The following is a 22,883-nucleotide window of genomic DNA, read 5'->3' on the forward strand; positions in this document are numbered from 1 at the left end:
AATACATGATAGTGATTGACGGCAAGAAGACCGCGCAGGACATCCGCGGCGAACTGGCGGCCGAAGTGGGCGCAGCCAGGGCTGCTGGTCGCCGCGCGCCGGGGCTGGCTGTTATTCTGGTGGGTGAAGATCCGGCTTCGCAAGTATACGTGCGCAACAAGGAAAAAGCCTGCGTCGACGTGGGCATTGTTTCTTTTGCCTACCGCCTGCCAGCCGATACCACGCAGCAGGATCTGCTGCACCGCATCAGGGAATGCAACGCCCGGCCCGATGTGGACGGCATTTTGCTGCAATTGCCACTGCCCAAGGGGCTGGATGCCCAGGCCTGCCTGCTGGCCATTGACCCGGCAAAGGATGTGGATGGATTTCATCCCGAAAACGTGGGGCGGCTCTCGCTGGGGCTGCCGGGCTTTGTGTCCTGCACGCCTGCCGGGGTCATAGAACTTCTGCGCCGTTACAATTTGCCCACCAGGGGCAAGAAAGCCGTTGTGGTGGGGCGTTCGGACATCGTGGGCAAGCCCCTTGCCCTGCTGCTGACCCGCTCCGGCGAATTCGGCGACGCCACCGTCACCATCTGCCATTCGCGCACCCCCGATCTCGCGGCGGAATGCCGCAGTGCGGACTTTCTTTTTCTTGCCATCGGCAGGCCGCGCCTGATCACGGGCGACATGGTGCGCCAGGGCGCTGTGGTCATCGACGTGGGCATCAACCGTGGCCCCGACGGCCTGTGCGGCGACGCGGACTATGAAAGCGTGAGCGCCAAAGCCTCCGCCATCACGCCCGTTCCCGGCGGCGTCGGGCCCATGACCATTGCCATGCTGCTCATGAACACCGTCCATTCCTGGCGGCTGCGCACGGCTGGTGAATAGTCGTCAGACAGCGCATTGGGCTTTGAAAGATTTTGCGGGGAGGGGCTTTTGCAAAAGGGTCTCCTCCCCCACGCGTCGCCCTTAAAAATTTTTTTAGAGCAATTTACGAATGAAATGAGTTAATTGCTCTACAAGGCTTTTTTTGAAAACCCTTGCCGCGCAATGCGCATAGGCAGGCTTTTGCCTGGCGTGCGCAAAGCGTTGCAAATGTTGCATGCTCCAGTCTGGGGCAGGGTGTTTTTTGATCTGAAGGGGCGAGGCACTGCCCCTTCCCGGCGCAAGGCACAAAGGAGCGCGCATGGATTTCAAGACTGCGGTCAGGACGTGTCTGTTTCGCAAGTACAGCGACTTCAAGGGCCGTGCTTCGCGGTCGGAATTCTGGTGGTTCGTGCTTTTTGGCGCCATCGTCAATTCGTTTTTGGGGATTTTCAGCAATGCCTCGCCACAGACAGGCATGCTGGCAAGCGGCATTGTGACTCTTATGTTGCTGCTGCCGCATCTTGCGGTGACGGCCCGCCGCCTGCACGATGCCAACCTTTCCGGCTGGGTTCAGGCGGCCCCCTTAGGGCTGGCCGCGCTCGGCGGGCTTGCCCTGCATCTTGACTTTGGCACATCCGCGTATATGTGCATCATGTTGGCTGGCCTGAGTGGTCTTGGGCTGCTCGTCCTTTATGCCCGCAGGGGCACTGTTGGCCCCAACCGTTTTGGCCCCGACCCGCTGGAAGACGGGGCGGCCGCATCCACGCCCGCAGCCGCACCCGCAGACAGGCCGGCTTCTGCTGGCGGGGACGGTGCTGGCACTACTGATAATGGCTGGGCACGGCTGGCTTCAAAGCCAGACGATACCCGGGCGCAGGGCAGGGATGCCTCCGGCGTGAAGCCGGGGCAGCGTGCCGTGCCTGACAAAAGAGACTGATCCGTCTTTTTGGAGCATTTTACCTTTGAGAATATACATTCTCAAAGTTTAAAACACGCTCACTACGGCGTTTAACCGCGCAGATAAACTGCGCTTACGCCTTCGCGGCGGGCGACTGCGTGAGCAGCCGCCAGAGCAATTTCACTTTGAAATTGCTCTAACCCCGCTGGTTCGCGCTGGCAGCCGCTTTGCAGCGGCTATTGCAAGACCTGCGGCTATAGCGTATGGCCCGGAAATCCTATGCCATACTGTGAGGACACATATGTTCCGTAATGCAAAAAATGTCGGGTATTATATGATTGGCCAGGGCAGCCTGAGCCAGCTTGGAGATCTTTTGGCCGCACGCCGCAAGGCTGTGGCTGGCCCCGCAGTCTTTTTTCTGGACAAGTTTTTTCAGGGAAAGGATCTGGCGGACAAACTGCCTGTGGAGAGCCGCGACATGCTGCTCTATGTCGATACCACCAACGAACCCACCACGGACAGCGTGGACGGCTACACCGATCAGGTGAAAGCCTTTCTGAAGGGTGTGGAACCCTGCGCCCTGGTGGCCCTTGGCGGCGGCTGCGTGCTTGACACCTGCAAGTGCGTGGGCAACCTGCTCGATAATCCCGGCAAGGCCGAAGACTATCAGGGCTGGGAACTGGTCAAGAATCCCGCGCCCTACAAAATCGCCGTGCCCACCCTGTCGGGCACGGGTTCCGAAACTTCGCGCACGGGCATCATCTGCAATGAGGAAAAGAACATCAAACTGGGCATGAACAGCGACTTTACCATGTTCGACCAGGTGCTGATGGACCCCGACCTCACGGCCAGCGTGCCCCGCAACCAGTATTTTTACACGGGTATCGACACCTACATGCACTGCTTTGAGAGCATCACCGGCTCGTATCGCAACGTGGTGGTGGACTCCCTGGCGGCCAAGGCCATCGACCTCTGCAAGCAGGTTTTTCTCTCGCAGGACATGATGAGCGAAGAAAACCGCGAAAAAATGATGATCGCCTCCTACCTGGGCGGCATGGCCGCCGGATTTGTGGGCGTGGTGCATCCCATCTCCGCCGGTCTCAGCATGGTGCTGCACATGCGCCACGGCATTGCCAACTGCTACGCCCTGACCGTGCTGGAAGACATTTATCCCGAACACTACAAAGAATTCATGACCATGATGGAACGCCAGGGCATTGACCTGCCCAAGGGCATCTGTCAGGGCCTTACCGACGCCCAGTACGACGCGCTCTACGGGGCGAGCATCGTGCACGAAAAGCCGCTGTCCAACCGCCTTGGCCCGGATTTCAAAAATATCCTCACCAAGGAAAACGTCATCGGGCGCTTTAAAAGGATGTAGCCGCAGCGCTGGCATCTGAACACTAGTGCAATTTCACTATCTGTCGGCGGCGAGGGCCAAAACCTCGCCGCCGTCAGCCACTTTCGGACGGCAGCCAAGGCGTCCGACCTGCCAGGCCCTGGCAGCGCCGAACCGTCACGGCTGATCCGCTTTGTGGAACGCAGGGCGGGCACAAAGCTCGCCAGGCCCGTTTCAAGCGCAAAACTCCACAGTGAGGAGTCTCATGGATATCAAAGTCAACTTCAGCGGCCGCGCCATCCGCTACACCGAAGACGAAATCGCCGTCGTGGTAGAGGCCATGCGCAATGCCGATCCCCTGACCCAGGGGCACTACATGCGCCAGTTTGAAAGCAAGTTCGCCGACTATCAGGGCGTTGCCCCGGGAACCTGCTTTACCACCATGAACGGCTGCTCCGCGCTGGAACTCTCGGCCCAGCTCTGCCTGTTCAATGAAGGCGACGAGGTGGTCATTCCCTCCCACACCTTCACTGCTTCGGCCTATCCGTACGTCAAAAAGGGCGCAAAGCTCGTCTGGGCCGATGTGGACCTGCACACCCGCGTGGTCACGGCCGAAAGCATCGAGCGTGTGCTGAGCCCGCGCACCAAAGCCGTGGTTGTGGTGCACCTGTATGGCTATGTGGCGGACATGCCCGCCATTGCCGCCCTGTGCAAGGAGCGCGGCCTGATCCTCATCGAGGACGCGGCCCAGGCCATCGGGGCCGAGATCGGCGGCGTCAAGGCCGGAGCCTTTGGCGACATGGCCATCTTCTCCTTCCATTCGCACAAAAACCTCACCACCCTGGGCGAAGGCGGCATGCTGTATGTGCGTGACCCCAAGCTTGCGGCCATGGTGCCCACCCTGCGCCACAACGGGCACTGCGCCTTTGACTTTGAACGCCCGGACTACTGGAAGCCCGCCATGGGCAATGTGGACATGCCCTTTATCGACGGCCGCATGGTGCAGCCCAACAACTACTGCCTCGGTGAAGTGGAGTGCGCCCTGGGCGCAAAACTGCTGGAGCGCATTGATGAAATCAATGACCAGAAGCGTGCGCGCGCCCTGGCCTTCATCGACGCCCTGAAGGATTTTCCCGAACTGGAATTCCACCGCGAAGACAGCCGCCGCCACAACTACCATCTGCTGGCGGCCCGCATGACTTCCGGCGTTGATGCCCGCGACCGCTTCATGCGCGCCATGTTCGATGAAAAAGGCGTCAAGTGCGTTGTGCAGTATATTCCGCTGGACAGGTACGAATACTACCGGCGTCAGGGCATGGGCGAAGCCTGCTGCCCCAATGCCGACATGTTTTTTGACAGCATGATTTCCTTCCCCTTCCAGCACTGGCTGTCGGAAGAGGAGTTTGACTACATGCTGGCGTCGACCCGCGAAGTGCTGGCAAAAATCCGTTAGAGCATTTTACCGTTGAAATACATATTATTTCAGCGGTAATCTGATCTGGGACGGCGGTCTTTGTCCCAGGTCGTATCATATATGAATGTGCTGCCGGGGGGGCTGTGCCATCCCCGGCAGCTCTCCCCGGCGGCTCACCCCGGCGGCTCACCCCGGCGGCCCTTTGCGCCATGAGCCGTCCCCGGTAACGTCGTGCTTTCCAAAAACCGGCTTCGCCGGTTTAGAGCACTTTCTCTCTGAGATTGCTCTGGAGCATCCGGGTATCCCAAACGAACCGCCGCCTTGAACATGTTTTCAAACCGGCCCGCTGAATAAGGGTTTACCGTGAAAGAACGCTGTATTGTCATCCCCGCCATCAAGAAAAACGCCGTCATACCCGACCAGCTGGTGAAAAAACTCGCTGGCGTGACGCTGGTGCAGCGGGCCATCAATACGGCGCGGGGCGTTCTGCCCGGCGAAGACATCGTGGTGCTCACCGACAGTCAGGAGATATCCCTCATCTGTGAGCGCGCGGGAGTGGGCTTTCGCCGCAACAAGGATCTGCGCTTCACCTCGCTGGATATTGTCAGCGAAATGCGCGTGCTGCTGGACGAACTGGCGCAAGAGTACGAGCACTGCATCATCCTGCGCGCGTCCTGCCCCCTGCTGACCTGGGTGGATGTGGAGCACGCCTGGAAAAAGTACCGCGAGGCCGATGCAGACAGCCTTGTGACCGTCAAGAGCGTGCGGCAGCGCATCTGGAACATGCACGGCGAAGGGCTTGAGGGCCTGCTGGACGATGACGCCGCCCCGGATGAAGAAAAGACGCTGGTGGTCGAAAGCCGCGCGCTCATCATGCTGCGCCTGTCCTGCCTTGCAAATCCCAAAGGGTCGGGGCGGGGGCGCATCATCCCCTATTTTCTCAATGACAGGGCCATTGAAATTCAGGGCTATCAGGACTGGTGGATCTGCGAGCGCCTGCTGGAGCGGCGGCATGTGGTCTTTGTGGTGGCGGGCTGGCCTGCCATCGGCATGGGGCACGTGTTCCGGGCGCTCATGCTGGCGCACGAGATTTCCAACCACAGGGTAAGCTTTGTCTGCACGCGCGAAAGCGAGCTGGCGGTGGAAAGCATTGCCCGCCGGGATTACAAGATCGTGCGTCAGGGTCAGGAAGACCTGGCCGACACCGTGCTTGCCCTGCGCCCCGACCTTGTGATCAACGATATCCTCAATACCACCACGGCCTATATGAAGCGCCTCACCAATGCTGGCGTCCGCTGCGTGAACTTTGAGGACGAGGGCCCCGGCGCGTCGCTGGCCCGGCTGGTGATCAACGCCCTGTACGAGGGCAAGAATACGGACAGGATTTGCTGCGGGCCGGAATTTTTCTGCCTGCGCGACGAATTTGTGAACGCGGCGCGCAATCCCTTTCGCCCTGAAGTCAAAACCGTGCTCATAACCTTTGGCGGCACGGATCAGCACGACTGCTCGCGCCGGGTGCTGGACATCATCGAGCCCATCTGCCGTGGTTACGGCATTGCCATCCGTCTGGTGGCCGGGCCGGGATACGCCCATAAAGAAGCCATGGAAGAGCACCTCAAAAAGCTCGACAATCCCCTGGTCACCTTTACCTGGGCCACCAATGTCATGAGCCGCATGATGGAAGGGGCCGACCTTGCCATCTGCTCCGCCGGACGCACGGTCTACGAACTGGCCCACATGTGCGTGCCCGCCCTTGTGTTGGCCACGCACGAACGCGAGGCACGTCATACCTTTGCCCGCCCGCGCCACGGTTTTGCTTTTGTGGGCATAATGGATCGTGTGAGCGACGGCAGGATACGCAATACCTTTCTGGCCATGCTGAAGAATCCGCGCCGCCAACGCTTCTGGCAACGGCAGGCCGACATGGATTTCACCGTCAACAAGGGCCGTGTGGTGCGGCGCATGCTGGGACTTCTGAACGAACGCCCCCAGGAGACGGAACGCTAGAGCAGATAAACTTTGGGAATGTACATTCTCAAAGTTTAAGGCACGCTCACTTCGGCACTTGGCGCTATTTCACTTTGACACTGCTCTGGCCATTGCGTGAGTACATATTTTCAACGCCCATCTGTTCCCAAAGGAAGCATTCATGTCCAGTAAAGGCAAGGTTGTCGCCATCGTTCAGGCCCGGCTGGGCTCCAGCCGCCTGCCCCTGAAATCCCTGCTCTGCCTGCGTGATGTGCCGGTTATCGACTGGGTTACGCGCCGCCTTGGCGCATGCGAACGCCTGGATTCCATCATGGTGGCAGTGCCCGATACCCCGCTGGATGTGGTGCTGCTGGAACATTTGCGCCGTCGCGGCATACCCTGCATGGCAGGCCCGGAAGACGACGTGCTGGCGCGCTTCTGTCAGGCCGCCCAACTGGCGGACGCCGGTCTTGTGGTGCGCGTGTGCGCGGACAACCCGCTCATCTGGAGCGGAGCCGTGGACAGGCTGGTGGATTTTTACCGCCAGGGCCACTGGGATTACGCCTACAACCATATCCCGCGCAACAACCTCTGGCCCGATGGCCTCGGGGCCGAGATACTTTCGCGCGAACTTCTCGATGATATGGGCCGCAAGGCCACACAGCCCTCGCAGCGCGAACACTGCCTCAATTACATCTGGGATAATGCCGCCGATTTTCGCATCGGCACCTTTGACCCCGCTGAAGACTGGCTGCGCCGCCCCGATCTGCGGCTGGACATGGACAGGCCCGACGACTTCCGCCGTCTGGCGCTCCTGCCCATCACGCCCGATATGGACGCGCGCGCCATCGTGGACGTGTGTGGCACAGCCTGCGGGAAGGATTGCAATTAAGGCAGGTTATTGGGGAGAGCTTTGTGGGGGAGGGACCCTTTTGCAAAAGGGTCTCCTCCCCCACGCCCCCACCCCCTAAAACTCTTATTATGGTTTGGCGTGGTTGAAAGGGGTTTCTGGCCTGAAGCGGGGCGGCCAGAGCTGGCCTTTTTCAGGGGCTACACTCTTTCAAGGTTTACCTGCCCCAAATGGGCTGATTCCCCCTCCTGGCGATTCCCTGCCCTTTTGAAAAAAGCATAAATAAAAAGGCACCCCGGCAATGCCGGGGTGCCTTTTAGCTATGAAGCGGTGCACTGCACGATTGTTTTGGGAGACATGTGCAACCCGCATGAACCGTGTCATGTGCGGCTTGTGCCCCCCATTTCAAGGGAAGGCGTCAAATATCGTGCAGGTATAACGGTAAAAGTTTTAGGGGGAGGGGGTGTGGGGGAGGAGACCATTTTACAAAAGGGTCCCTCCCCCACAAAACTCTTCCAATAAAGCGCTAAAATCCCTGTTCCAGCGGCGGCCAGACCAGCCAGGGGCCATCGGGCGTCACGGTGCTGGCCGTGCCGGGGGCCACATGCACTTCGCGGCCCCACACGTTGATGCGGTTCTGGGCGAACCACTGGATGGCCTGCGGGTAGATGCGGTGTTCCATGGCGTGAATGCGCTGCATGAGGTCGTCCACTTCTTCGCCGGGATTCACGGGCACGGCGGCCTGAATGATCACGGGGCCGCTGTCCATCTTTTCTTCCACAAAATGCACGGTGCAGCCGGATATCTTGACGCCGTATTCGCAGGCGTCGCTGCCGCCGTGTACGCCGGGAAAGCTGGGCAGCAGGGCGGGGTGGATATTGATGACGCGGCCTGCAAAGGCCTCCAGAAAGGCCGTGCTCAACATGCGCATGTACCCGGCCAGCACGATGAGCTGCGCGCCGTGATCCTGAAGGGTCTGCACCACGGCGAGATCAAAACTTTCGCGGTCGGCAAACTCCTTGTGATCCAGCACCACGCAGGTGACGCCGGCCTTGCGTGCCCGCTCGATAACGCCCGCGCCGGGGCGGTTGCAGACGATGCAGCAGATGTTCACGTCAAGGACGCCAGCGGCGGCTTTGTCGATCATGGCCTGTGCGTTGGAGCCGCTGCCCGAGGCAAGTATGGCGATATTCAGTGGCATGAGGTTTCCGTTTTATTAGAGCTTTATGCGGGCCTACTGGCTTTATGAGCCCAGGCTTCTCGTGCCTCGGTTCAGGAGGCTCCACGCAGCATACTGCAACACGGTAAAGGTTTTTGGGGGTGGGTGGCAGGCTGGGACGATGCGCCGCGCCTGACCGCAGCATATTGAAACAAGATAAAAGTTTTAGGGGGAGGGGGTGTGGGGGAGGAGACCCTTTTACAAAAGGGTCCCTCCCCCACAAAACACTTTCCCCCCTACACCAAAGTAAGTCCGGGCGCGGCTCAGGCCTTGGCGAAGTGTTTTTTCAGCGCCGCGACCAGCGCGGGAATGGTGTATTCCGCGGGCTGGATGTGGCAGAGCAGGCCGTTGGCCGTGAGCGTGTCGGCCGTAATGGGGCCGATGGCGGCGAGCTGCACTTCGGGATGGGCCTTGAGCACATCCGCCGGAATAAGGGAGAGAAAGTTCTCCACAGTGGATGAAGAGCCAAAGGTCACGCAGTCCAGCGTACCGGCCGTGATGCGCTCCATCACCTCGTTTTTGCGGTGGGCGGCGGGCACGGTCTGGTAGGCGGAGATAACGTCCACCACGGCTCCGGCTTTGCGCAGTTCGTCGGGCAGCACTTCGCGGGCCTTGGCGGCGCGGGGCAAAAGAAAGCGCTTGCCGCGCACGTTGCCGTTTTCGCGGGCCACAAGGCCGTCGAGCACGCCCTCGGCCACATAGCGATCGGGGATGAAGTCTGGCGCAATGCCGTGCTGGGTCAGGGCATCGGCGGTGGCGGGGCCGATGGCTGCCACCTTGCAGGTGGCCAGGGCGCGGCTGTCCTTGCCCGCCGCAGCCAGACGCTGCCAGAAATGGCGCACGCCGTTGACCGAGGTGAAGATGATCCACTGGTAGTCGGCCAGGTTGGCGAGGGCGGCGTCCAGTTCCGCATAGTCGGCCATGGGGCTGATTTCAATGGTGGGGCACTGGATAACCTCGGCCCCCAGTTCCGTCAGGCTGGCCGCGAGGCCGCTGGCCTGTTCGCGGGCGCGTGTTACCACAATGCTGCGGCCCATGAGGGGCTTTTGCTCAAACCAGTTGAGGGTCTTGTGCAGGCTGGCCACCTTGCCCACCAGGATCACGGAAGGATTGGTGAACTTGGCTTCAATGGCGGCGGCGGGCAGTTTGGCCAGTGTGGACACAAGGCTGCGCTGGCGGGGGGTCGTGCCGCGATAGATGAGGGCGGCCGGAGTGTCCGGGGCCATGCCCGCGTCCAGAAGATTGCGGGCAATGTCGGGCAGGTTTTTCATGCCCATGACAAAAACCAGGGTGGAGGCGCTGGCCGCCAGGGCGGGCCAGTTGTGGACGGAGCCGGGCTTGTCCGGGTTTTCGTGGCCGGTGATGATGGTCACGGAAGACGCAAAATCGCGGTGGGTCAGCGGAATGCCCGCATATGCCGGAGCCGCGATGGTGCTGCTGATGCCGGGCACTTCTTCAAAGGGCACTCCGGCGGCCACCAGTTCTTCGGCCTCTTCGCCGCCGCGTCCGAATATATAGGGGTCGCCGCCTTTCAGGCGGGCCACGATCTTGTCTTCCTTGGCCTTGCGCACCAGCAGGGCGTTGATTTCATCCTGGGGCAGGGCATGGTTGCCCGCCACCTTGCCCACATAGATTTTTTCCGCGTGGGGGCTGGCGTGGTTGAGCAGGCTGTCATTGGCAAGCGCGTCGTAGACCACCACGTCGGCGGCGGCCAGGGCGTCACGCCCCTTGAGGGTAAGCAGGCCTGGGTCGCCGGGGCCTGCGCCGATCAGATACACCTTCATCATTGCTAAACGCCTCCCCTGGCCAGTTCAAGCAGCGTGCGTGCGCCAAAGGCCGAAGGCCCGGCGGGGCACAGGGGCGTGGGCTTGGCGGCCCAGTCAACCCCGGCAATGTCCAGATGCGCCCAGCGTACCCCTTCCTGAATGAAGTGCTGCAAAAAGAGCGCGGCGTTGATGGCTCCGCCTTCGCGCGGGCCCATGTGGCAGATGTCGGCCACGTCGCTTTTCAGTTGCTCGGCATAGGGCTTCCACAGGGGCAGGGGCCAGAATTCTTCGCCGCATGCGCCCCCGGCGGCGCGGATGCGCTCGCTGAGGTCTTCATCATCGCTGAAAAGCCCGGCCACCTGCGTGCCAAGGGCCACAGCGCAGGCTCCCGTGAGGGTGGCTATGTCCACCATGGCGGCGGGAGTCCAGGTTTTCTGGGCGTAGGCCAGGGCGTCGCACAGGGCAAGGCGGCCTTCGGCATCGGTATTCTGGATTTCAACAGTGTCGCCGTTGGCGGCCCGTACAACATCACCGGGGCGCATGGCGCGGCCACCGGGCATGTTTTCGGCGCAGGCCAGAAGGCCGATGACACGGCGGGGGGCCTCTTCCTGCGCCAGCGCGGCCACGGCGGCCAGCACGGTGGCGGCTCCCGTCATGTCGGCCTTCATCTGGTGCATGTTGGGCGCGGGCTTGAGGCTGATGCCGCCCGTGTCAAAAGTGATGCCCTTGCCCACGAGGATCAGGGGCTTGTCCTGCTCGTGGCCCTTGGGGGCGTATTCAATGATGACAAGGCGGGGCGGACGGCCCGAACCCTGGCCCACGGCCATGAGGCAGCCCATGCCTTCTTTTTCAAGGGCGTGCTCGTCAAGCACTGTGCAGGTAAAGCCCTTCTGGCGGGCCAGTTCCTGGGCGCGCTCGGCCAGCTTTTCAGGGTAGAGCAGGTTGGGCGGGGTGCTGGAGAGGTCGCGGGCCATGCCCACGGCCCAGGCCGCGTTTTCACCACGGCGGGCGGCGGCGTGGGAGGCGTCGGGCACTTCTTCGCCGTCAAAGCCGAGGGCCAGCCACTGCGGATCGGCAGGCTCGTCCTTGTCGGCTTTTTTCAGCGCTGAAAAACGGTACAGGGCCAGTTGGGCGGCGCACACGCATTCTTCCACCAGGCGTTCGCGGCCGCCGGGCAGGCGGGCGAGGGCCGGTTCGGGCAGCAGTATGGAGGCGTAGCCCTTCTGGCGGCACAATTGCACGGCAGCGGCAATGGCCTTGCGGATGCCTGCGGTGTCCACCTTTTCTCTGGGGCCAAGGCCCACGGCCAGCACGCGGGGCACGGAAAGATCGGGGTGCCCGTGCAGGATGGCAAGCTCGCCGGCCTTGCCCTTGAAGTCGCGCAGGGCGGGCGCGATGACCAGCCAGGGCGCGGCCTTGTCGATCTGGGGGCAGACTTCCGTCAGGGCCTCATCCTGGCAGACAGGGGCCAGCATGACCTCGCCCTTCCAGTGTTCCGGGCCAAGATTTTGAAAACGTATATCCATGGGCTGCGTTCTCCTCATATGTGCCGCACGCGTGCGGTGGTAGGCAGGCTTTGGGCAATGGGTGCGGCGGCCTGTCCGGGTTGGGAATATACGCTGCCCGGCCCCTTTTGCCAAGGGCGCAGCACGGCGGCGCGGCAGGAGTTGACGTGCTTACGGGAGATCGCCATGCCGATCGGAAGCCATGCGCCGGGGACGTGCCCCCCAGGGCAGTGGCAAGAGGGCGGGCTCGACCGCAAAAGTCACTCGTCGGGGATGCGGCGCGCGGGGGCATGACGAGAAGCCGGACACGGCCGCAAAGGCCACACGCCGGGCAGAGCCGCAAAGGGCAAGGCGAGGGCGGCGCGCCGGGCAAAGAGAAGAAGCGGGCAGAGCCGCAAAGGCCACACGCCAAGGTGCGGCGCGCAGGGCAGCGTCAGTCATGTCGGGCTTAGGGCGCGACAGCGTTTTTTACCGGAGTTTTCGCCAAGTCCTGCAGTTTGTCGTCATAACCGTCACCCCAGGCGCGCAAGGAGCGCATGATGGGGATAAGCGAAACGCCTATGGGCGTCAGTGAGTATTCCACGCGCGGCGGAACGGTTCCGAAGGCTTCCCGATGAATGATGCCGTCATGCTCAAGCTCGCGAAGCTGCTTGACCAGCATGCGTTCGCTGACGTCGGGCAGGCAGCGGCGCAGCTCGCCAAAGCGCAGGACAGGGCGTTCCGCCAGAAAATAGATGATAAGGAGCTTCCATTTGCCGCCTATAAGGTCAAGAGTGAGTTCAAAACCGCAACGGTACGGCTTGTTCCCCAGTGTTATGGTTTGGCAGGCTTCAGGCATGGCAACTCCGGCTTGGTAAAACTATCTTTACTATATTTTTTGTTAGTACATGTCTTTTTTGTCAGTACTTACAAAATTGCATGAAAAGGATAGTATCCGGGCAGAATCTGATTTGCAAGGAGTAATATCATGAAAGTACTGGCACTTAACGGAAGTCCGAGAAAGAATGGAAACACGGCCACATTGCTGGAAAAAGTTTTGTCGCCGCTGATCGAGGCAGGCTGGGAAACCGAAATTGTGCAGATTGGCGGCCAAAAGATCCAGGGTTGCCGGGGCTGCCTGAAATGCGCGGAAAAGAAGAACCAGCGATGTGTGTTTGACAGCGACATCCTCAACGGCGTTCTGGAAAAAATGCTTGCGGCGGACGCCATGATTCTTGGCACGCCCTGCTATTTTACCGACATGAGCGCGGAGATGAAGGCGCTGGTTGACCGCGCCGGATTTGTGGCCTTTGTCAACGGCGGCCTGTTTCAGGGCAAGATAGGGGCCGCCGTGGTGGCCGCGGGCCGCGGCGGGGCAACGCACGCCTTTGACAGCATCAACCACATGTTCCTCATGTCGCGCATGCTCGTGCCGGGGTCGACCTACTGGAACATGGGTTATGGCAGCAATGAAAAAGACGTGCTCAACGACAGCTACGGCATGGAAAACATGAACCATCTTGGCCGCACCATAGCCTGGCTCGGCAAGGCGATAGCGCCGCATCTGGCGAGCTTTCCCGCATAGCGCCTTACAGTGCGGGCGAATCCCGCGAGACGCAGATGAACTCAGTACGGCGTAGGCAAATCCCGCGAGACGCGGGCGAATCCCGCGAGACGCAGGCGGATCCCCCAATATCCGGGCGAACCTTGCGAGATACGGTGCCCCCCAAGCTACGCGCGACCCCTGCGCCGGGCTGGCCGGGGCGCGCCAAAGACCAGCCTTGCCAGCGCTCCGGCGGCAAGGCTGGTCTTGCCATGGGCGGGCGGTGCGGGCATGGTGGGGCATAATATTTGCAACTATTCCGCAGGGGCTTGCCGCCGCATTGACCGCGCCATTTTTCTGTCACTGGAAGGACCATGCTCGTATATATCCACGTTCCCTTTTGCAGCACGCGTTGCCGTTACTGCGCCTTTTTTTCCAATCCTCTGGGGCGCGGGGTGGACCCTGTGTCATCGCCCCTGGTGCGCGACTATGTGGACACCCTGTTTATGGAGATGGCCCACTGGGGCGACCGTCTGAGCGGCAGCACGGTGGAGTCGGTATTTTTCGGGGGCGGCACGCCGAGCCTGCTCCCGCCGCGCGTCATCGGGCACATTATGGAACGCCTTGGCCGCTACTTCAAACTGGCACACAAGGCCGAAGTGACGCTTGAGGCCAACCCCGAATCCCTGCGGGGCGGCCACCGTGTGACCCAGTATCTTGAGGCGGGCATCAACCGTCTTTCCATCGGCATTCAGAGTCTTGACGACAGCATGTTGCGCATGCTGGGGCGTCCGCACAAGGCCCAGGACAGCCTGCACGCGGCCTTTCTGGCGCGGGAGGCGGGCTGCGCCAACATCAACGTGGATCTCATGTGGGGCCTGCCGGGGCAGAGCGTGCGGCAGTGGCTGCAAACCCTCAAGGACGTCATGCGCATGAGCCCGGATCATATCTCGGCCTATGGCCTGACCGTGGAGCCAGGCACGCCCCTGGAACTGGATGTGGAGGACGGCCGCCTGGTATTGCCCACGGAGCGCGACCAGAACATCATGTTTATGGAGGGCGCGGCCCTGCTGGAGCAGCAGGGCTACCTGCACTACGAGATCTCGAATTTCGCCCGCATGGGCTTTCAGTGCCGCCACAATATGGGCTACTGGGAGGGCGAGGACTATCTGGGCTTCGGGCCTTCCGCCACATCGACCATAGGCGGGCAGCGCTGGACAAATCCGGCAAGCCAGAGAGCCTGGGACATGCGCGCCCGCGACGGAAGCCTCGGGCAGGAAGTGGAAGTGCTTGATGCGCAGACGCGCGTGCTTGAACTGCTCATGCTGCGGCTGCGCACGTCACGCGGGTTGCAGGTCAAGGCCTACCGGGAGATGACAGGGCGGGACTTTGTGCGCGATCACCAGCGCCTGGTGCAGGCCCTGCATGAAAACGGACTCATTCGCATACGTAACGGCTATTTGCGGCTGACGCGCAGCGGCATGCTGGTGTCCAACTCCATTTTGAGCAATCTCTTTGCGCGGACGCGTGAAGTTCTCAATCAGGGGCTGGCTCCCGGAGCACGTCCCGATGTGAAGCCCGCCGTCGGCACTGGTGCTGGCAGCCTTGGCGAGGCTGTATTGGCGGAAGGGGCCTTGGGCCAGGTGGCCGGACAGCCGGGCGATATGGTGGCAGGGGCTGCCGGGGTGGCGACCGAAGGGGCTGACGCGGCGGCGCAGGATGTTGTGATTCCCGCCGGGCCGCTGGGCCATAAAAGGAACGTCCGCAGCAGTGCGGAGATACGCCCGGTGCAGTGGCCCAAAGCCTGAGACATGGGGCACGCTGCGTCCAGCATGATGCCTCGGCATGGGGGGTGCGCTTGAGGTTCAAGGCTGGCTACCACGCCCGCGCAGATTTTTTGGCCGCGCCGTACGCAGCGGGAAAATACGCAGCCGGGAGCTTTTTTCCGGGAAGCGCTGCTTTTGAAATACCCCTGTGTGTCAGGGTATTTCATACAACAGACTGAAATTTAAGTATATATTTTATACGTAAGGGTAAGTGCAAAGAAGGCCCATTGACAAGGGGCTTTTTCCACAAGGCATTTCAAAGTGAAACAGCCCCTAGTGGAGCTTGCCCAGGGACAGAAGCTGTTCAAGCACGCTCGCGTCGGCGGGCAGAAAGCCCAAGTCCGGGGCTTCGTCCGGGCTGACCCAGCGCAGATTCTGTCCTTCCACGGGGCAGGGTTCGCCCACAAACTCGGTAACGTGAAAAAAATACAGGCGCACGGTGAGCTTCCGCTCCGCGTAGTGGTGCTCAACACACTGCCAGTAGCTGGCCTCGCTGACGCCTATGCCCAGTTCTTCGGCCAGTTCGCGTTTGAGCGCTTCTTCCGGGCTTTCGTTGCCCTCAAGCTTGCCGCCGGGAAACTCCCAGTAGCCTTCCATAATCTTGTTGGTGGGCCGTTGGGCGGCAAGAAAAAGCCCGCCGCGCCAGATTATGCCCGCCGCCACATCAATAGTTTGCGTGTACTCCATCCCCGATCTTTCCCTCTGAATCTCTTGAAAAAGTGCGCCGCAGGTCTGCCATGTTGTGGCATGCCCACGGGTAGTGCGACGCCCTGGCCCGCCCGCCTGAGCTTTTTCACGTTGAAACTGCTCTGGCGGCCGCGTGCGCAGCGCCGTCGTGAAGGCTGTGAGCCTTTTATGATAAACACTGAAGCGGACATGTCAAAAAACCCTTGAGAATGGCATTCTCAAAGGTAGTCTGCTCCAGAGTCTTTTTCAGAACGCACGGCAAAACCCTGCCGCGCTGCCAGCTAGAGCATTTAACACTTGAAATGCTCGCGTACGGCAGGCAAAAGCCCGCCTACTCGCATTTCGTGGCAAGGATTTTCAGAAAAATCCTTGCAGAGCATTTAACTCATTTCATTCGTAAACTGCTCTAGTTATGGCTGCAGTGGCAGGCCTGATCCGCTGGTTTTCCGAAAGCGCACGCGATGGCGTACGAAGCACTCTTGCGACGGCCCACGGCGAAAACGCCGTTCCCCGGCCATGGCTAGTCTTCGGTATTCCACCGGCCGCGTACGGCGTCCATGCGCTCCTCAAGAGCTGTCATTTCTTCAAAAAGGTCTTCGCCGCGCTTTTTGCACGCCTCAAAGGTTTTCAGCAGTTCCGAGGAGCGCGCGTGATCGGCGTAAATTTCCGGGTCGGCCAGTTGGGCCTCAACCGTTCCCTGCTCGTCCAGCACCTTGGCCAGTTCTTTTTCCATGGCGTCATACTTGCTTTGCAGGGGCTTGAGTTCCTTGTGCAGGGCATTGCGTTTTTCGGCCTGTTCGCGCTTGAGGCGTTTTTGCTCCTCACGCGAAAGGCCCGGGCCAGCGTCACCGGCTGATGCGGCATCCTGCGCCTGCGCGCCCTGGCCGTTGCCGCCCGCGCCCGCAGCAGCGTTGCGTGCGCGGCGTTCCGTATCATAGGCCACAAAGTCGGGGAACACCGTGATGCCCTTTTTGTCAAGCTCCCAGGCCTCCGCGCCCACCTGCGAAAGCAGCCAGCGGTCGTGGGCGACCATGAGCAAGGTTCCCGTGAATTTTTGCAGGGCCGACACCAGCGCCTCACGGCTTTCAAGGTCCAGATGGTTGGTGGGTTCGTCCAGCAGCAAAAAGTTGCAGCGCTTCAGAAACAGGCTCGCCAGCACAAGGCGGCTTTTTTCACCGCCGGAGAGCGCGCCCACCTGCCTGTCAAAATAGTCCTGCCCCAGAAGAAAGAGGCCGAGCACGCTCATGAGCTCTTCTTCAGTGGTGCGCGGGTCGGACAGACGGCGTATTTCGCTGAGCACCGTCGTGTCGTCGCGCAGGGTCTCCATCTGGTGCTGGGTATAGTAGCCCATGCGCAGTTGCGTGGCAGTGGCCAGATTGCCGCCGCAGCGTTCCAGCGTGCCCGCCAGCAGTTTGAGCAAGGTGGATTTGCCGCAGCCGTTGTGGCCAACCAGGGCAACACGCTGCCCACGGTACAGGGTAAAGGTCAGGGGCGGCCACATGACTTTGCCGTCGCCGAAATGAAAATCCAGATCAGCGGCCGCCAGAACGATTTTTTCGGAGTGCGGCGCTTCGGGCCAGGAAAAGTTCAGCTCTTTGCGCTTGGGTTCCGGTCTGTAGTCTTCAAGCTCTTTTTCAAGCTTTTTCGCCATCTTCTGACGCGAGCCAGCCTGCCGGGCCTTGGTGGCCTTGGCGCGAAAGCGCTCCACAAAGGCCATTTTTTTATCAAGGTCTTCCCTGAGGGCGCGGGCTTCACGCTCGCGCTGGGCGTTGTATTCGTCCTGCAGGGTCAGAAACTGGGTGTAGGTGGCTTTGCGGAACACGGGGCGGGCGAGGCCCAGATAGAGCACGTGCGTGCCCACCGTGTCCATAAAACGGCGGTCGTGGGCCACGAATACCAGCGCGCCCTTGAAGTCCAGCAAAAAGGACTCCAGCCATTCCACGGCTTCCATGTCCAGGTGGTTGGTGGGTTCGTCCAGCAGGAGCACGTCGGCCCCTGCGGTGAGCACGCGGGCAAGCTTGGCGCGTTCGCGCCAGCCGCCGGAGAGTTCGCGCAGGGTGCGGCCCCACTTGTGCTCAGCAAACCCCAGACCCGAAAGCACGGCCTTGGCCCTGTGCTCGGGATTGTATCCGTAGAGCGATTCAAGCTCGCTCTGGCGGTGCATGAGTTCGGTAAGGCGGGATTCGTCCTTGTCGGCGGCGGCTTCTTCCCATTGCGTCCAGAAGTCGCTCCAGTCGTGCAGCACGTCCAGAACGTAGGTGAGCAGCGGCGTATTGAGCGCCTCTTCTGAAAGCTCCTGTTCCACATAGCCCATGCGACAGCCGCGCGGCAAAATGACGCGCCCGCCGTCAGCGGAGTCCACCCCGGCCAGCAGCCGCAAAAAGGTGGACTTGCCCGTACCGTTGGGGCCACAGACGCACAGGCGCACACCGGAATCCACCTCCAGCGAAAAATTGCTGAAGATGTCCCGTCCGCCAAAAGATTTTGAAAGTTCCTGAATCGTTATTTTCACAACCAGCCCTCACGGCGGTAGCCTTCCACTGCTTCAGCCATGCCAGCCTCAAGGCTCATGCAGGGGGTGAAGCCAAGTTCTCGCCGAATACGGCTGCCATCGCTCAGCCAGCCAGCTTGCCGGGCTTCGCGGTATTTGTCCAGATTCCAGTTGGGGGCGCGGCGCAGATGGCCGCCGAAAGAGGCGGGCAGCCTGCCCAGCAGGGCGTCGGCAGCAATGCCGAAGGCGGATGAAAGCCCTGCCGTGAGCGCCATGATGGGCAGGGGCATGTGGATGACATGCACCGCGTGCTTGCGGCGCTTCAGTGCCTTGTCCACGGCCTGCCCCATGGCGCGGCAAAAATCGCTCATATTGTGCGCCTGCCCGTCATTGAGATGGTAGACGCCCCGGGCGTCGGGCCTGCACGCGCAGATGACGGCCTGGCCCATGTCGCGCGCGTGTACGGCGCTGACGGGAAATTCCCGCCCAAAGCCGGGACTCACGGCCACGCCGCGCATGACACCCTTGAAGACGGGCAAAAGGCCCTTGTCGCCTGAACCGTAAATGATGGGCGGGCGCAAGGTGACCATGCGGTCGCCAAGGGCGCGGCCCAGAATTTGTTCGCTCAGCGCTTTTGACCAGCCGTAGGCCGATACGGGCGCGGGCAAAGCATGGTCGTCCACGCCGGGGGCCGTGCCGCAGGGGCCGGTGGCCGCCTGGCTGGACACCAGCACAAATCTTTGCATGCCCGGCTGGCCGCGTTTTGCGGCGTTGTCGTCGGCCTGACGTATGGCCTCGGCCAGACACGCGGCGGCGCGGGCGTTGGCGCGCAGGTAGTCCTGCCAGCCCAGCCCGAAAAGAAGGGCGGCCATGTGGATGACCACATCCTGCCCCTCAAGGGCTTCGGTCAGACCGCGCCCGGTGCCAAGATCGGCCTGGACCACGGCCACGCCTTCAGGAAGGCCCGCCGTGTGCGAGCTTGCCCGCGTGAGGCAGGTGACGCGCGCGCCTGCCTGCAGCAGTTGCGGCAGCAGATGGCGGCCCACAAAGCCTGTGCCGCCCGTAAGCAGCACCCGCACGTCCGCAAGATGCCCGGTGGCGGCAAAATCCGCCCCACTGGAGCCTTCAGGGCGAGCAGGGCCAGCCTGTGTCATGTCTGCGCCGCAATCCGCCGTGATCATGCCTCGATCTCCCTGCGGTAGATGCGGTAGCGCTTGGTGAGGCGGCCCGAAAAATCTTCAAGAAGGTCGTTGATGGCCACGTTGTCCTCAAGCACCCACGAGCCTTCCACCCACTGAAAGTCCGGCCGCAGCCGGGCTTTTTCCAGCATGAAGTCCAGCAGCAGCAGGGGCAGGCCCATGAGCCTGAATTCCTCGCGGATGCCAAAAAGAATGGTGCGGTAGCCGCCGCGTATCTCGGCCCGGGCGCGCCACCAGTGCCACAGGGCGGACAGGCCGAGCTTGCCGTTGAGCCTGCGGAGCAGCGGGGCCATGTCGGGCAGGGCCACCATACCGGCGGCCGGTTCGCCGTTGTGGTAAAAGAGGACGAAAAATTCCGGATCCAGCACGCTCTTCAGTTCCTTGACGTGCTGCTCGGCCTCGCCGTCCGAAAGGGGAGAGAAGCCCCAGTTGTCCGCCCACGAGACCTTGTACAGGGCCAGCATGTCGCGGATGTCTTCGGTCAGGGTGGCCTTGCTGGAAGTGCGGCAGGTGAAATGGGCCTCGGCCTTGAGGCGGGCCACTTCGTCATGGAGCCATTCCGGCGGGTTGAAGCGGCTTCTTTCAAGAAGATAGGCGAAGAGATCCTGTTCCTTGCGCAGATGCCAGCTTTCCAGCAGTACGGGGTAGTACGGCGGGTTCCAGGGCATCATGATGGTGGGCGCAAGCTCAAAGCCGTCCACCAGCAGGCCGCAGGTATAGTTTGTGGAGGGGTTCAGCGGCCCGCGCATGAAGCTCATGCCCTGGCCGGACAGCCAGTCTCTGGCGACGTCCAGCAGGGCATGGGCGGCTTCCCTGTCATCTTCGCATTCAAAAAAACCAAAAGCCCCGCAGGTTTCACCCGCGTAGGCATTGTACTTTTCATCCACAATGGCGGCGATGCGGCCCACGAGCCGCCCGTCACGCGCAGCGAGAAAAAGCTCCCGCCGGGCGCTTTCCCAGAAGGGATGCTCGCCAGGGGTGAGCAGTTCGCGCTCCTGGCTCTTGATGGGCGGCGTCCACAAAGGACTTTGGGCATAGATGCCCCAGGGCAGGTCAAGAAACTGGGCGAACTCCGCTTCAGAGCGGACGGCGGTGATGGTAAGCGCCATATATCAGCCCAGTTGCAAGCTGCCGCGCAGCTCGGCCAGCGAAGAAACGCCCAGACGTTCGCAGGCGGCGGGAAGCTGCTTCACCAGATCAAAGGCGCAGTCCGGCCGCATGAAGCTGGCGGTGCCCACCTGAACGGCGTGCGCGCCCACCAAAATGAATTCCAGCGCGTCCTCGACGCACGAGATGCCGCCCACGCCCACCACGGGAATCTTTACCGCGCTGGCGACCTGCCATACGCAGCGCAGGGCCACGGGCTTGATGGCAGGGCCGGAAAGGCCGCCGACCACATTGGCCAGGGACGGGCGGCGCCGTTGCAGGTCAACGGCCATGCCCAGAAGCGTGTTGATGCAGGATATGCTGTCCGCGCCGGCTTCTTCCGCAGCGCGGGCCATGACGGTGATGTCGGTGACATTGGGCGAAAGCTTGACCATGACGTGCTTGTCAGGGGCGGCGCTGCGCACGGCGGTAGTCACCTGCGCCAGCATGCGGGGATCCTGGCCAAAGGCTATGCCGCCTTCGCGCACATTGGGGCAGGACACGTTGACCTCAAGCGCGGCCACGCCTTCCTCATCATTGAGGCGGGCGGCCAGCAGGCCGAAGTCTTCAACAGATCCTGCATAAATATTTGCGATAACGGGAGTTTCCTGCCAGGGCAGCTCAGGGAGTTTTTTTGAGCAGAAGACATCGACTCCGTCATTCTGCAAACCCACGGCATTGAGCATGCCCGCCGTGGTTTCCACAATGCGGGGGGTGGGGTTGCCTTCGCGGGCCTGGAGGGAAAGCCCCTTGACCACCATGCCGCCAAGGCTGGCAAGATCGCCGTAGGTGGCGAACTCCAGGCCGTAGCCAAAGGTTCCGGAGGCCGTAAGTATGGGATTTTTGAGGGACAGATCGTGCGTCTGGCCGTTCAGTGTGACGGAAAGATCCATGCCGCGTTCTCCAGTAACCGCGCAGACCCGCCTTAGCGCAAAGTTTTGCGCGGGGGCGGTGAGGGGTTGTATGCCCGTCTCGGGTGAGCCTTCACGGGCGTTGTTTGCTTTTTGCCGCTGCCGCACTCTGTGGCGGCGCTGCTCCGCCGGGCGGCAGGCCGTTCAGTGCCGGGTTTTGCCCCGGCTTTCAACCTTGCGGCCGCGTTTGCCTTGCTGCCTCGCAAGGGGCATGCCCTGACGGCAATGCGAAAAATACGCTTGAGGCGCAGTTTGTCTTGCGGGTCAAGGAACAGGTCTTTGTATCCGCCAGGGCCCTTGAGGGCAGAGCAGGCAAGCAGCGACGCTGGTTATCGGCTCTGCGCGAATTTTTGTAAAGCCCGCGCTGCAAAAAGCGTGAAGTAAGGCCGCGCCTCAGGCGGGCGTGTTACCGTAATGCCGCATCACAGTTCAATCTGATCCGACCAGAATACGGGGCCGTGGTTGCACACCTGCACCTGGCCGCCGCGTTTGGCGGGCACGGGCCAGTTTTCCGTGGTTTTGCTCACGCAGCCGAGGCAGGCGCCCACGCCGCAGGCCATGCGGTTTTCAAGCGATAGCTGACAACGCACGCCAAGTTCGGCGGCAAATTTTTGCACTGTCTGCATAAAGGGCGTGGGCCCGCAGGCCAGTACCAGTCCCTTTTGTTCGGCAAACTCGGACATGCGATCCTGAATGGAATATATGAAGTTGTCCAGGTCGCCGGGCACGGTTTCACGCAGGCTGTCCAGCGGCACATGCTCATTGATGCTGTCCACGGGATAGCAGCTGATGGGCTCGCGGTGGCCGAAAAGCATGCTGACGTTCCAGGGCTTGGGGTGCTCGCTCACATAGCCCACAAAGGGGACAATGCCCATGCCCCCTGCCAGAAGCAGGGTAGGAGTGTCGGGTTCAATGACAAACCCGTTGCCCAGAGGCCCCCATACGCGAACCTTTTCACCGGGGCGCAGTTCGGACATGCGGCGAGTGCCCTTGCCCACGACCTGAAAGAAGCAGATCATGTGCCGGGCCGTCATGTGGCATATGCCAAGGGGCCGCGCCCAGGGAATTTCAAGGCCGAAAGACTGGGGGCGGATCATGACAAACTGGCCGGGCCGCCACTTGGTCCATTCAGGGCGGGTAAGGCGCAGTGCGAAGAAGCGGCTTTCGTTGCCGGTCTGCCCAAAGGGGACGAGGTCCAGAACACTCAGCTCGCATGAAGTAGATTGCGACATGCGAAAAAGTATAGACGCACTTGGTCAGGTGGTCAACCGGGGGGATCAAGATAAGTGGATAA

At 61.5% G+C, this 22,883-nt stretch carries 18 protein-coding genes; 8 read left to right on the forward strand and 10 right to left on the reverse strand.

Translation table 11 applies throughout. The annotated features are described in order from the left end of the window. Window positions 1-5: 5 nt before the first annotated feature. From folD to RBR41_RS09985, 6 genes are all read left to right on the forward strand, one after another. On the forward strand, window positions 6-869 hold the full coding sequence (folD, locus tag RBR41_RS09960) for a bifunctional methylenetetrahydrofolate dehydrogenase/methenyltetrahydrofolate cyclohydrolase FolD (protein ID WP_320352419.1): 864 nt from the start codon (window positions 6-8) through the stop codon (window positions 867-869). A gap of 298 nt (window positions 870-1,167) precedes the next feature. Beyond that, a complete protein-coding gene (locus tag RBR41_RS09965; RefSeq protein WP_320352420.1) occupies window positions 1,168-1,785 on the forward strand; it encodes a DUF805 domain-containing protein in 618 nt (205 codons plus the stop codon). Window positions 1,786-2,047: 262 nt separating this feature from the next. Then, entirely contained in the window at window positions 2,048-3,127 is a 1,080-nt protein-coding gene (locus RBR41_RS09970) for an iron-containing alcohol dehydrogenase family protein (RefSeq protein ID WP_320352421.1), read from the forward strand. A gap of 223 nt (window positions 3,128-3,350) precedes the next feature. After that, a complete protein-coding gene (locus RBR41_RS09975) occupies window positions 3,351-4,538 on the forward strand; it encodes a DegT/DnrJ/EryC1/StrS family aminotransferase (protein ID WP_320352422.1) in 1,188 nt (395 codons plus the stop codon). Window positions 4,539-4,862: 324 nt separating this feature from the next. Beyond that, window positions 4,863-6,506, forward strand: coding sequence for a cytidine 5'-phosphate N-acetylneuraminic acid synthetase (locus RBR41_RS09980; RefSeq protein WP_320352423.1), 1,644 nt, complete (start codon window positions 4,863-4,865; stop codon window positions 6,504-6,506). 142 nt (window positions 6,507-6,648) lie between these two features. Beyond that, window positions 6,649-7,359: a cytidylyltransferase domain-containing protein gene (locus tag RBR41_RS09985; RefSeq protein WP_320352424.1), complete on the forward strand. Its 711-nt coding sequence runs from the start codon at window positions 6,649-6,651 to the stop codon at window positions 7,357-7,359. Window positions 7,360-7,843: 484 nt separating this feature from the next. On the opposite strand, the gene purN is transcribed toward RBR41_RS09985, so the two are convergent. From purN to RBR41_RS10005, 4 genes are all read right to left on the reverse strand, one after another. Further along, the gene (gene purN / locus RBR41_RS09990) at window positions 7,844-8,518 is read right to left on the reverse strand and encodes a phosphoribosylglycinamide formyltransferase (RefSeq protein WP_320352425.1); all 675 of its coding nucleotides are present in this window, start codon (window positions 8,516-8,518) and stop codon (window positions 7,844-7,846) included. Between the two features lie 281 nt (window positions 8,519-8,799). After that, the gene (gene cobA / locus RBR41_RS09995) at window positions 8,800-10,320 is read right to left on the reverse strand and encodes a uroporphyrinogen-III C-methyltransferase (RefSeq protein WP_320352464.1); all 1,521 of its coding nucleotides are present in this window, start codon (window positions 10,318-10,320) and stop codon (window positions 8,800-8,802) included. A gap of 5 nt (window positions 10,321-10,325) precedes the next feature. After that, window positions 10,326-11,828, reverse strand: a complete 1,503-nt coding sequence (locus RBR41_RS10000; RefSeq protein ID WP_320352426.1) for a leucyl aminopeptidase — start codon at window positions 11,826-11,828, stop codon at window positions 10,326-10,328. 427 nt (window positions 11,829-12,255) lie between these two features. Then, window positions 12,256-12,645, reverse strand: coding sequence for a helix-turn-helix domain-containing protein (locus RBR41_RS10005; protein ID WP_320352427.1), 390 nt, complete (start codon window positions 12,643-12,645; stop codon window positions 12,256-12,258). 129 nt (window positions 12,646-12,774) lie between these two features. On the opposite strand from RBR41_RS10005, the gene RBR41_RS10010 reads away from it, so the two are divergent. Then, the gene (locus RBR41_RS10010) at window positions 12,775-13,371 is read left to right on the forward strand and encodes a flavodoxin family protein (RefSeq protein WP_320352428.1); all 597 of its coding nucleotides are present in this window, start codon (window positions 12,775-12,777) and stop codon (window positions 13,369-13,371) included. Window positions 13,372-13,703: 332 nt separating this feature from the next. Then, window positions 13,704-15,137 (forward strand): radical SAM family heme chaperone HemW, encoded by a 1,434-nt coding sequence (gene hemW / locus RBR41_RS10015; RefSeq protein ID WP_320352429.1) that lies wholly within the window; start codon window positions 13,704-13,706, stop codon window positions 15,135-15,137. Between the two features lie 291 nt (window positions 15,138-15,428). On the opposite strand, the gene RBR41_RS10020 is transcribed toward hemW, so the two are convergent. The 6 genes from RBR41_RS10020 to RBR41_RS10045 all read right to left on the reverse strand — a co-directional run bounded on the left by RBR41_RS10020 (window position 15,429) and on the right by RBR41_RS10045 (window position 22,821). Continuing rightward, window positions 15,429-15,842 (reverse strand): (deoxy)nucleoside triphosphate pyrophosphohydrolase, encoded by a 414-nt coding sequence (locus RBR41_RS10020; RefSeq protein WP_320352430.1) that lies wholly within the window; start codon window positions 15,840-15,842, stop codon window positions 15,429-15,431. A 520-nt stretch (window positions 15,843-16,362) separates the two neighbouring features. Then, entirely contained in the window at window positions 16,363-18,354 is a 1,992-nt protein-coding gene (locus tag RBR41_RS10025) for an ABC-F family ATP-binding cassette domain-containing protein (protein WP_320352431.1), read from the reverse strand. Beyond that, on the reverse strand, window positions 18,351-19,514 hold the full coding sequence (locus RBR41_RS10030) for an NAD(P)-dependent oxidoreductase (protein WP_320352432.1): 1,164 nt from the start codon (window positions 19,512-19,514) through the stop codon (window positions 18,351-18,353). Before RBR41_RS10030 ends, RBR41_RS10025 begins: the two co-directional genes overlap by 4 nt. Next, complete coding sequence (locus RBR41_RS10035; RefSeq protein WP_320352433.1) at window positions 19,511-20,641, reverse strand: hypothetical protein; 1,131 nt, start codon at window positions 20,639-20,641, stop codon at window positions 19,511-19,513. Before RBR41_RS10035 ends, RBR41_RS10030 begins: the two co-directional genes overlap by 4 nt. A 3-nt stretch (window positions 20,642-20,644) precedes the next feature. Continuing rightward, entirely contained in the window at window positions 20,645-21,571 is a 927-nt protein-coding gene (locus RBR41_RS10040) for a dihydroorotate dehydrogenase (RefSeq protein WP_320352434.1), read from the reverse strand. Between the two features lie 440 nt (window positions 21,572-22,011). Further along, complete coding sequence (locus tag RBR41_RS10045) at window positions 22,012-22,821, reverse strand: dihydroorotate dehydrogenase electron transfer subunit (protein WP_320352435.1); 810 nt, start codon at window positions 22,819-22,821, stop codon at window positions 22,012-22,014. Window positions 22,822-22,883: the final 62 nt, after the last annotated feature.

This window comes from Desulfovibrio sp. (assembly GCF_034006445.1).
GTDB lineage: Bacteria > Desulfobacterota > Desulfovibrionia > Desulfovibrionales > Desulfovibrionaceae > Desulfovibrio.